Below are 10,645 nucleotides of genomic sequence, written 5' to 3' on the forward strand. Positions count from 1 at the left end.
GCCCCCCCCCCCCCCCCGCGCGCGCCCCCCCCACGTCGACCTACCCGCGCTCCGCGCCCACGACGCGCTGCACGGCGGTGATCGTGTCCACCGGCAGGTCCAGCCGCCACAGCACCGCCGCCAGGTAGTCGAGCACCCGCCAGTGCTGCTCCGTGGTCAACCCCAGCCGCCGCCACACCCCGCCGACCGACCCGATCGACCGCACCGGACCGCCCAGGGCCGGGGTCAGCTCGGCCGCGAGACGGGTGGCGAGCCGCCGCCGGTCGATGCCCAGCAGGTACGGCGCCAGCTCCGCATCGGCCGCCACCAGACGCATCCAGCGGTGCACCACCCCACGTACTCCGGCCGGCCCGAGCCAGTCGATCGCGTTGCGAGAGCAGGCCACCAACTCCGTCGTCCGCATGACCATCAGTACGGACCGTCCTGGTTGATCAGTTCATCCAGGCGCGCGGTCCGCTGGTGTCGTGATCCGGCCGGACGAGAGCCAATGCGCGACCGCCCCTGACAAGATTGAGGACGTCGATGCGGAGGCGGTAGGAGGCACCCATGCCGGTGAACACCTTTGTCGACCGCGAGCAGGAGTTTCGAGTCGCGACGTCCCAGGTGGACTCCGCATGTGCCGGCCGAGGCGGTTTTCTGCTGATCGAGGGTCCGGCCGGCATCGGCAAGAGTGCACTACTGACCAAGCTCGCCGAATCAGGCGGACCGGCGACCTTCCTTTCGGTCCGCTGCCACGTGCAGGTCGGACAACTCGCCGCCTATGGCCCGCTGATCGATCTGGCGTGGCTCATCGAGCAGAGCACTCCGCGCCATCGACGCATTCTGCGTCGCTCCGGCGAGGGGATGAAGTCCCGTTGGCCCGAGTTGCTCACCATGGTTCCGGGTATCGGGGACGCGCTGAAGATGGTGGCCGAATCCCTGTCCGGTCCGGTGCCGGGTGCCCCGTTGGTGGACCACCATACGGCTGCCCGCTCGATGGCCGAGGCGACACTCGCCCTGCTGCGGCCGAAGCACCCCGCAGTGCTGATGATCGACGACGCACACCGCATCGACGGAAGCTCGTGCGCAGCGCTGTCATACCTCGCACGCGCGGTGCACGACCGGCCAGTGCTCATCGTCCTGGCCCTGCGGCACGACGAGACCAGGGACAATCCCGCCGCCCAACAACTCGTCGACGACCTGCAGTTGCAGGGGGCGGCCAAACGCATCCGGCTGGGCGGACTACCACCGGATGCGGTGGAGCAACTCGGACAGATGCTCGTCGGCCCCACCTCGCCACAACTGAGCCGCCGCCTCAGTGAACAGACCGGCGGGCATCCACTTTTGCTGCACTACTACCTCGGCAGGGGGCAGACCCTGGCCGCACTGCCCGGTGGACGTGACGTGGTGGACGTGGCCGGGCCGCCAGTGGACGGCGACTCAGAGGTTCTCCTCGCTCGGGTACGAATGGTGATCCAGGCCCGACTGCGACGCCTTTCCGAGGCAGACCTGCGCCTGATGTCCATCGCCGCAGTGCAGGGGCGCGTGTTCCACAGCAGCGTCGTCGCCCGGGTGGCGAACGAAGACCATGATGTCGTGGCACACCGTCTGCACCGACTCGCGACCGAGACGGGGATGCTGCACCGGATCGACGCAGACGGCTGGGACGACGTCTTGGACGCCGATCGGTACGCGTTCGAGCACGACCTACTTCAGGAGACCCTCTATCAGGATCAGACCGACCGACAGCGCCGTGAGCGTCACCGCAAGGTCGGCCGGGTCCTCTACGAGCACTCGAGACACTTCGCCGACCTGACACAGGAACTCGCCTTGGATCTGATTCGTCATCACCGGCTCGGCGGCGACTGGCTGTCGGCGGCGAAGGTGGCGCACGACACCGCCTGTCGACTCGCCGCCACCGGCGCGTCCGCCCGTTAGGTGACCGCCATCGCCGAGCAGGGCCTGCACGACGTCCGGCTGGCGGCACCCGTGCCGGACGCCGACCGACTTCGTGCTCAGTTGATCGAACTCCTGCTGACCGCCAGCGAACTGAGCTGGCGGACTCGGCCGGAGGCGGACGGGACCGTACGACTGGAGGCACTCTCCATCGAGGCGCTCGACGCCGCCCGTACCGGCGACGACGAGGCGCTCCGCGTCAGAGTGCGGTATCTGCACGGAAAGGTGCTGCTCTACACCCGCGGCGTTCCGGCCGCCATCGATCCACTGCGCGAGGCGTGGGAAAGCGCCCTCGACAGCGGGGATCCCAAGAACGTCCTCCTGGCCGGCTGCGAGTACGGGCGGCAACTGCCGAAGGTGAACGTCGAGGCCGGCATCGAGGTGCTGCGCCGAACCGAGGTGGCCGCCGGCAACCTGACCGACGACATGGACGATCCGGTCCTCCAGCGGGCCCGACACATGACCGTCCTACAACTCGGGGTGAGTCTCTTCGACTCGGGGCAGCTCGGGCCGGCGCTTCTCCGGCTCCGCGAGCAGGTGCCGGTGGTTCGCACGCGCCCGGCCCTCGGCTTGCTGCCGATCGGCCTCAACTATCTGGCACAGGTGGAAGCCGCCGTCGGCAACTACGCGGACGCGGAGAGCCTGTTGACCGAGGCAGCCGGACTGCGTGACGGCGACGAGCCGGACGGCTGGCACGCCGTCAACCTGGCCTACCTCGGCCACCGGATGGTCCTGAGCAAACGTGACCCTGCCGGGCTGGACATGCTGGAGAACGCGCGCGACGAGGCCGAGGCGACCTGGCAGGCCAATCTGGCACCGCTCGTCGCCAACCTCTACGCCGCGAGTCTCATCGCGCTCGCGCATGAGGAACCGACCAGGATGGGCAGGGCGCTGGGCGTCCTGAACGACACCCTCGCCGAAACGCGGCGTACCGGCATGCGACGGAGTGAGATCACCGCCCTGTCCCTGCTCGGCGAATGGCACCTCCTGGACGACTCCGCCCCACAGGCGATGGCCTTCAGCGAGCTGGCGGTCGACCATGTACGGGACGCGGACTGGCGGATCCCCGCCGTCTGCGTCGAGGAAGTGCTGTACCGGCACAGCCGCATCCAGCGGGCGCTCGGCGACGAGGAGGGTGCCCGCGAGTCCGTCGCACGCGCGGTGACCGAGATACACCGCAAGGCGGAGAGCCTCGATGGCGCGGCGCGCGACCGCTTCTTCGCCGAGGTGCCGCTCAACCGCGCCATCCTCGCCGCGTCGCCCTGACTCCGACCGCCGTCTCCGCTGTCCGTCGCACGGCACTCAGCCCTCGCTACCTGGCACCGAGCAGGTCCCACCCGCAATGGGGCGGCTACTGCTGACGGTGCTGGATGGCCAGGCTGGTCCGTACCGTCAGCGGGTCGTCGAAGGCGGCCGGGAGTGCCGCCTCGACGCGCCGGGCCACGAGCTTGGGCATCTCCTTCGAAGGCGGTACGGCGGCGGCCTCGCGGTGCCACAGCTCGACAACGCGTTGGGGAAAGAGCGGATTCGCCACGGATGCCTGTTCGATCGCGGTGGCCACCACTTCGCGAGGGTCGGCGGTGGCGTCCATGAACAGGCGTAGCGAGCTGGAGATGCTCGGCATGAGGGCGAAGTAGTTCCCGCGCGAGGCGTCGACCATGGCGACCCGCAACTCCTCGACGATCTGGACCTCACGCCGCAGTTCGTCGTCGACCGGGGTGCCCGCCTGCTCCTGACGGGCGATCGACCACGTGAGCAGGACCTCTGCTTCGGTGTAGCGGAAGCAGCATTCGTACGCGGCGGCCAGCACGTCGGCGTAGAAGGGCGAGCAGCGTGCCACCTTCACCTTCTCGTCGGCGAGCTTCCACAGGTCGAACGCGCGGTCCGCCAGTGCCTCCGCGTCGAGGGTAGGAGCCAGAGCGCCCGCTGATCCGTACGCCAGGGCGGACGCGGAGAAGACGCCGAAGTCCAGATAGCGCCTGATGTACCGCTCGGGGTCCTGCCGCGCGAGCGCCATCACACCACCGAAGTTCGCGTGGCTCTCCCCGCCGCGTCCGGCATCGCACGCGGTGAGCCAGACCTCGTCGAGGAGCGGGTCGAGCACCGGGCCGATCGTCTGACGGGCGCGCAGCAGGTGACGAAACCCGTTGTGCAGCGACTCGATCCAGTCGGCGATCGCCCCGGGATAGGTGAGCATCGCGGCCAGCCAATCCCGCCCGGGCGTACGCCGTAGGTCCAGGCCCTCCCCCAGCAGCCGCCGGACGTGCACGACCCACTCGGCCGAGCACTCACGTTCCTCGCCGGAGAGCTGGGTGGCGGCCAGCAACTCCACGGCGGCGACGATCATGTCATCGCCCCTCGGGCCGCTGACCGGGACACCGGGCGCCAACTCACCACGGACCAGGTGTTCCAGGCGACTAGTCATTGATGGCCTCGTTGAGGCGTTCGGCCAGCTTCGCGGCCAGGTTCGGGGCGGCCTGCTTCGCCGCCCGGCGGGTAAGGCCGAGTCTGCGCAGCTCCTCCACCAGCCCTTCCTCGTCCACGGTGACCCGCACCCGTGGTCGGCCCCACTGGCGGATCTCGTCAAGGGCGGCCCGGACCGCGTCCTCCTCGGGCTCCAGCGCGGCCACCGGAGGATTGGCGCGCATCCTGGCCTTCTCCTCAAGAAAACCCGTGGCGTACGCACTCACCACCCAGCCGATCAGCGACACGGCGGCAAGCGCGATCTCCGGTGCGGCGAAGCGTTGCTCGCCAGGGGCGGCACCGCGCATCGCCAGGTACTGCCCGTACGGCCGTAGCTCGTCCGCCACCGTGTCACGCAGCTCATCGAACAGGTCGGCCATCGGACCTCTCCCCCGGTTGCCGCCGGCAGACATCGTGTCGCAGCCTGCCTTACCGCTACCCACGTTATCGATCAGCGCAAGTTCATGAATGGCCGCTCGGTTTCCGCATATCCTCCGCAATCCGGTGTCATCGTCATGGGATCCGGTCCGGGAGATAAAGCCGATCGACGGGTATCCCGGCGCGGGGAAGCCGTCGTCGGGCAACGTCGAGCATCGGGGGCGGACCGCAGACGTAGACATCCTGGCCGGGCCGGTAGTGGTAGAGCCCGAGGGTGAGCGCGTCGCCCTGCTCGGCGGGAGTGACCGACGGGTCATGGGAGAAGACCGGCACGACGGTCAGCCACGGGTGCGCCTGGTCGAGCTTGTCCAAGGCAATCGCGTCGTAGAGGTCGGCGACGGTGCGTACGCCGACGATCAGGGTCACCCGCCGGCCGCCCGGTGCGGCGGCGACCTGCTCGACCAGAGCGCGCAGCGGGGCCAGCCCGGTGCCACCGGCCACCAGCAGCAGGTCCCGGCGAGGGACCGACGGCGAGACAGTCGGCAGGCTGAGGCCGACATCGACGGGTGGGCCGAGGTGAAGCGGGTCGCCGGGGCGTACCTCGTGGACGAGGCTGCGGGAGACGGTGCCGGCGGCCACCGCGCGGACGTGCAGCTCGACGGTGCCGTCGGGACGTGGGGCGTTGGCCGGGCAGTACAGTACCAGCGCCATCGGCCCGGGTGCTGCGGCAGGCAGAGCGGCACCGCCTGGCCGGGCCGGAACGGCAGCGGGTGCCACGGACGTACCGTCAGCATGGCGATGCCCTCGGCGGACAGGTCGCGGCCGACCACCTCGGCGGGCCAGAACGCCGGCCCGTCGCCCATCCGCCCGGCGGCGCGCGCGACGAGCGCCCAGGCCCGCCGCCACCGGCTCTCCCAGCCGACGTCGACCGGCGGCGGACAGAGGCGCGGTGCCACCGTCGCCAGGGCGGCGCCGATCAGCGGACCGTGCTCGGGGCGAAGCCGATGCCGGTGGTGGACCCGGCCGAGTACCGCCAGCAGCGCCCACCGCTCGGCCCGGTCACCGCCGCCGCCGACCAGCCGGGCCAGGGCGGCGACGACGAGCGCCAGCTCCGATGCCGGTAGCGGGCACCGCCCCGCCAGCGCGGCCTGGAACTCGGTCGCCACCTCGTCGATCACCGAAAGACCGCCGGTCGCGAGCGCTCCCGCCAGGTAGTCGCCGGCCCGCCGCCGCGACGCCTCCGGCAGCCCCGGCCACCCCTCCAACACCGGCCCGCCGCCCACGAGCTGCCGGATCAGGTGCGCGGCGAGCCGGTCCAGATCGACCCCGATGAGGTACGCGGACAGCTCCGCATCCGCCTGCACCAGCCGCAGCCAACGGGTGACCGCCGTCCGAGCCGCCGCCTCGGTCATCGGCGCTCCCCCACCGGATGTGCGCGCCATGCATGCCGGTTCTCGGTCCGCCGGTTCCCGCTTTGCCGGTTCTCGCTTTGCCGGTTCTCGGTCTGCCGGGACTGCCACTGACGCAGCGCCTGCCGGACCCGCTCCGCCTCGGTGTTCGCCGTGACGAGCTGCCGGTGCAGCCGGTCCAGCTCGTCGGCGACCCGGTCGAGGTAGTCGTACACCTGGGCCGGATCCAGCCCCCGCCACCGCCGACCGAAGTCGACGGCCCGGACGTGGTGCGACTGGAGGCGTTCCCCGGTCACGTAGATCATCGCTGCGCTACCTCCTGCTCGGCGGTCACGTACGGCGGCCATCGGCACGCTCGTTCCGCTCATGTGGTGCGGCACCGAAGCGGGCGGGGTCGGTACGCGTCGTTCGGGTCGACGCCACCGGAGCCCAGCACCCGCCCCGGGCCCTGTAAACAGCCTTGGCGAGAAGCGGAACGCGGACTACAGCACCCAAGGCGCCTGTATGAGGCAGAAATGAGGCGTCTGCGTACCCACGCGGTCGACGCAGTGTTACTACAGTGGCGGAATAACGGAGGGAGAACGGCCGTGGCCCTGAAGCGACACCGGCTCTGCCAACGCCGTAAGGCGCTCGGGTACAGCCAGGAACGCCTCGCCGCCCTTCTCGGGGTGGAGCGATCCACTGTGGTGCGCTGGGAGAATGCGGAGACCGATCCACAGCCGTGGCATCGAAGCCGAATTGCCTCCGCGTTGGGGGTTACGCTCGAACAGCTCGACGACATGCTCGTCGACGTGTCAGTGGCAGCTCATCGAGGGCAGGCTGTGAAGGACATGGAGCGTGATTTCGTTTCCCCCGCAGCCCGGCCTGACCTCTTGGACGGCCTCCGGACCTTCCTCACCAGCTATCTCCTGGACGCCCCACCACCACCCTCACTTATCGAGGTCCGACGTGCCGTGGGCAGGGTGCACAACCTTTACCAGCGGGCGAGCTACACCTCGGCGGCCCGCTTGATCCCGGAAGTCCTGACCCAGGCGACAGCCCTGAGCAGCAACGCCTCAGGCATTCACCGCAGCAGCGCCTTTCGACTGCTCGGTGCCGCCTACATCGCTGCATCGAAGCTCGCGGTCAAGGTGGGAGATGGTGACGTAGCCCTGTTGACTGCCGACCGGGCGTCCACCGCCGCCCGCCTCAGCGACGACCAGGCGCTGGCCGCTGTTGCGGCCTATCAGGCGGCTTGCGGGCTCATGCGGCTTCCTGACAGAGCGGAAGCGGCCGAACGGGTCGTGCAGACCAGCGTCGAAGCCCTGACTTCGGCTGGTCCGGTTTCCGATCCCGATCTGATCTCCGCTCACGGCGCACTGCTGCTCTTGGCTGCCATCATGGCTGCTGGGCAAGGGAACGCGAAGCGAGCGAGCCAATTGCTGGAGCGCGCCAATGGGCGGGCGACGACACTGGGCTCTGACCGGAACCGGTTGTGGACAGGCTTCGGTCCGACGAACGTCGTCATCCACTCGGTGTCGGCGGCCGTCCGAGCAGGCAACGCGAACCAGGCCATGGAGATCGGGACGCGGCTCAACACGTCACGCTTACCCACAGTGCTGGTCGGCCGGAGAGCCCAAGTCCACGTCGACCTGGCCGCAGCCGCGTTGATGTCGTCCAGTGACAGGTCGGTTGCCGTGCTGCACCTCCTCGAAGCGGAGCGGGTAGCTGCCGAGATGGTGCACGCGAACGTGCAAGCCCGCACGCTTCTGCTCGACCTGTTGGCGAAGGAGCGCCGGGCTGCAACGCCAGGGCTGCGACCACTCGCGGAGCGTGCCGGACTGCTGGCATGACCCCACCACGAGTGCTCGCCCTGGTCGTCTGCGCGGCACCTCCCGCGCTGCGGATCGGTGAGCTGATCGAACTGCTGCAGGAGGACGGCTGGACCGTTTGCGTCACCGCTACGCCGACCGCTGCGACCTGGATCAACCGGGAGGTGCTGGCGGTACAGACCGGCTATCCGGTGCGGGCGGAATGGCGAAAGCCCGGCGAGCCGGAGCCGCATCCGCCAGCTACGGCTGTGGCGGTCGCACCGGCTACCTTCAACGTAATCAACAAGTGGGCTCAAGGTGTCAATGACACTCTCGCACTCGGCATTCTCAACGAAGCACTCGGAGCCAGCATCCCCGTCCATGCCTTTCCCAACGTAAAGCCTCAACTGGCTGTCCACCCGAGTTACGACTGGCACCTGCAGCTACTCCGAGAGGCAGGCGTCGCAGTGGCACCCCTCAACGCCGAGTCGGGCTGGGGAACAGTTACCGAAATGCTCAATGCCCCGCAATAGCGTGGCCATGGAGTGCCTGTCCAGCAGTGTCAGGACGAGCTTCAGCCGACTGGACCGACCCACCACTTCACGGACGCCACCTCCGCCGAGGACTTACGCCGTTGCTCTCGATGCCGCCCGACAGCCGGGGGCAGGACTGTACCCGTGTTTGAACAGGTCTTCGAGTTGCAGTGGCAGGGCAGGCGTGAACTGTGAGCGAATATCCTGACTATTTGCCACTCGCGGTCGAGGCTACGCGGCGGGCGGCAGATGCGATGCAACGGCAGGCACCTGGAGCGCTCGCCAGCAAGGGTGACCGAGATGTCGTCTCCGAACTGGACTATACGATCGAACGCGACCTACGAGACTTCCTGAAAACAGAGACGCCCGAAGTCGGACTCCTCGGCGAAGAGGAAGGATCGAGCGGTTCGACAAGCAAGCGGTGGGTTCTCGATCCCATCGACGGCACATCGAACTTCGTGCGGGGCCTGCCGCTGTGCGCGGTGTCGCTCGCGCTCGTGCACGGCGACGAAGCAGTACTTGGCGTCATCGAACTGCCGTTTCTCTCCGCGACCTACACCGCCGCGAAGGGTGCGGGTGCGCACGCCAACGGGCAGCCGATCACTGTCAGCAGCACCAACCGCATGAGTCAGGCCCTCGTCGCCATCGGGGACTACGCGGTTGGCCTTGACGCGGAGGCGCGAAACCGGCTACGGCTCGCCTTGACTAGCCAACTGGCAGCCGAGGTTCAAAGGATCCGGATGACCGGCAGCGCAGCGCTCGACCTGGCGTGGCTCGCCGAGGGCAGGCTCGACGCTGCTCTGACCTTGTCCAACCATCCCTGGGACATGGCGGCCGGGGTAATCATCGCCAGAGAGGCGGGAGCCACCGTCATCGACGGAAATGGTGCCCGCCACGACATCACCTCCACAACGACGCTTGCCGTCACACCCGAACTCGTTGGCCCCATCCTGGCGGCATATGGAAAGGCCGTCGCTCGCGAGACGGAGAAACACTGACATTCTTCTTCGGCGCACAGATATAGCCGATCAGCGCACAGGTCACTCACGGGGTAAAGATCATGCTCGATCCTGGATAGAGTGGTATCCGACCGTTCGTGAAGCCACTCGATCCAGGATCGAGCGTGATCTTGCGGTGAAGTCGACAACCTGGGTCTGAGCAAGGCGGTTCCAATACTGCCCGACTCCTCAACCTCGGAAGGCCGACCAAGCTCGTGCCGCATCGAGCAGCAGGCCGCGATGAGGTGCAAAACTTGAGCGCTGCCGTTGCTCCCACAGATGCACCAGTCCGCTGGCGAAGCTCGTGACAGCGTCGTCGGACGCCTGCGCCCAGGCCGGGGTCTGTCGGGCCCACGCCTCGGCGTTCGCCGGACTGTGCCCGGCACGGATGAGGCGGACCAGCATGAACGCGGTGTCGATCCAGGCCGCGCCGCGACAGGGGGCGGACCAGTCGACCAACCGGAGCCGGTCGCCGAACAGGAAGTTCCGAGGTGTCATGTCGGTGTGCAGCAGAGTGTCCCCGTCGACCAACTCCGGAGCGATGAGCCCACGCCACCGTGCGGTGAACGGCTGCACCTCGACCGGCGGGCAGGGCGTCAGCTCGCGGGAGAGGGTGGCCAACAGGTCGGCGACGGCATCCAGATCCGGGGAGCCGGGAGCCAGCCTCGGATAGCGGCCGGGCACGTGCTCGAAGCCGAGCAGAAGCCAGCCGTCGCGCTCGACGGTCCAGCGGAGGCGGGGTACGGCGTCGGGAAGCCATCGGTTGATCCGGGCTTCCTTGCGATAGAGCCACGCAGTCCGGCTGTCGGCCTGCCCACCCTTGCAGAACACCCGCCCTGAGGGAGTCTCGAGCGTGACGGCGAGTTCACAGGAGGCCCCGTCCGACACGATCTCGGCCTGAACGGTACCGCCGGTATGCCGCTCGACCTCCCGACGCAGCGAGCCGGGGAGGTCGTGCCAGTGGTGGCGGTGGTGCGGCATAGGTGGCCTTCCGGGCGGCGGTCCCGGCCAGCGTAAGCCTAGGACCGCCGTCCGGCGCACGGGCGACCGCCGGCTGGACTGGCTGACCGGGCTGGCCCGCTGGCTGCGTCCGCCGCACCGGCAACTGGCCCTGCTCGACCGCACTCCCGAGCAGTACG

The 10,645-nt window shown here is 68.8% G+C and carries 12 protein-coding genes and 1 pseudogene; 6 read left to right on the plus strand and 7 right to left on the minus strand.

Annotation, left to right across the window (positions count from 1 at the left end):
• Window positions 1-40: 40 nt before the first annotated feature.
• Window positions 41-409, minus strand: coding sequence for a globin (locus ACWDVW_RS32170; protein WP_449956632.1), 369 nt, complete (start codon window positions 407-409; stop codon window positions 41-43).
• A 137-nt stretch (window positions 410-546) separates the two neighbouring features.
• On the opposite strand from ACWDVW_RS32170, the gene ACWDVW_RS32175 reads away from it, so the two are divergent.
• Window positions 547-1,917 carry an ATP-binding protein gene (locus ACWDVW_RS32175; RefSeq protein WP_449956635.1) on the plus strand — a complete coding sequence of 457 codons (1,371 nt, stop codon included), beginning with the start codon at window positions 547-549 and terminating at the stop codon, window positions 1,915-1,917.
• Entirely contained in the window at window positions 1,918-3,201 is a 1,284-nt protein-coding gene (locus ACWDVW_RS32180) for a hypothetical protein (RefSeq protein ID WP_449956638.1), read from the plus strand.
• An 85-nt stretch (window positions 3,202-3,286) separates the two neighbouring features.
• On the opposite strand, the gene ACWDVW_RS32185 is transcribed toward ACWDVW_RS32180, so the two are convergent.
• The 5 genes from ACWDVW_RS32185 to ACWDVW_RS32205 form a co-directional block, all read right to left on the minus strand.
• The gene (locus tag ACWDVW_RS32185; protein ID WP_449956641.1) at window positions 3,287-4,360 is read right to left on the minus strand and encodes a hypothetical protein; all 1,074 of its coding nucleotides are present in this window, start codon (window positions 4,358-4,360) and stop codon (window positions 3,287-3,289) included.
• Window positions 4,353-4,778: a hypothetical protein gene (locus ACWDVW_RS32190; protein ID WP_449956644.1), complete on the minus strand. Its 426-nt coding sequence runs from the start codon at window positions 4,776-4,778 to the stop codon at window positions 4,353-4,355. Before ACWDVW_RS32190 ends, ACWDVW_RS32185 begins: the two co-directional genes overlap by 8 nt.
• A gap of 133 nt (window positions 4,779-4,911) precedes the next feature.
• Window positions 4,912-5,277 (minus strand): hypothetical protein, encoded by a 366-nt coding sequence (locus ACWDVW_RS32195; RefSeq protein ID WP_449956646.1) that lies wholly within the window; start codon window positions 5,275-5,277, stop codon window positions 4,912-4,914.
• Window positions 5,199-6,188 (minus strand): hypothetical protein, encoded by a 990-nt coding sequence (locus ACWDVW_RS32200; RefSeq protein ID WP_449956649.1) that lies wholly within the window; start codon window positions 6,186-6,188, stop codon window positions 5,199-5,201. Before ACWDVW_RS32200 ends, ACWDVW_RS32195 begins: the two co-directional genes overlap by 79 nt.
• Entirely contained in the window at window positions 6,185-6,490 is a 306-nt protein-coding gene (locus ACWDVW_RS32205; protein ID WP_449956651.1) for a DivIVA domain-containing protein, read from the minus strand. Before ACWDVW_RS32205 ends, ACWDVW_RS32200 begins: the two co-directional genes overlap by 4 nt.
• 282 nt (window positions 6,491-6,772) lie before the next feature.
• Here ACWDVW_RS32205 and ACWDVW_RS32210 point away from each other — a divergent pair, with 282 nt between their 5' ends.
• The 3 genes from ACWDVW_RS32210 (at window position 6,773) to ACWDVW_RS32220 (ending at window position 9,506) form a co-directional block, all read left to right on the plus strand.
• Complete coding sequence (locus ACWDVW_RS32210; RefSeq protein ID WP_449956653.1) at window positions 6,773-8,017, plus strand: helix-turn-helix transcriptional regulator; 1,245 nt, start codon at window positions 6,773-6,775, stop codon at window positions 8,015-8,017.
• An 11-nt stretch (window positions 8,018-8,028) separates the two neighbouring features.
• Entirely contained in the window at window positions 8,029-8,508 is a 480-nt protein-coding gene (locus ACWDVW_RS32215) for a flavoprotein (RefSeq protein ID WP_449956656.1), read from the plus strand.
• Window positions 8,509-8,720: 212 nt separating this feature from the next.
• A complete protein-coding gene (locus ACWDVW_RS32220; protein ID WP_449956658.1) occupies window positions 8,721-9,506 on the plus strand; it encodes an inositol monophosphatase family protein in 786 nt (261 codons plus the stop codon).
• A gap of 189 nt (window positions 9,507-9,695) precedes the next feature.
• On the opposite strand, the gene ACWDVW_RS32225 is transcribed toward ACWDVW_RS32220, so the two are convergent.
• Window positions 9,696-10,487 (minus strand): hypothetical protein, encoded by a 792-nt coding sequence (locus ACWDVW_RS32225; protein ID WP_449956660.1) that lies wholly within the window; start codon window positions 10,485-10,487, stop codon window positions 9,696-9,698.
• A 70-nt stretch (window positions 10,488-10,557) separates the two neighbouring features.
• Here ACWDVW_RS32225 and ACWDVW_RS32230 point away from each other — a divergent pair.
• Window positions 10,558-10,645, plus strand: a pseudogene (locus tag ACWDVW_RS32230) (type II secretion system F family protein); the annotation flags it as partial.

This window comes from Micromonospora sp. NPDC003241, assembly GCF_053589795.1.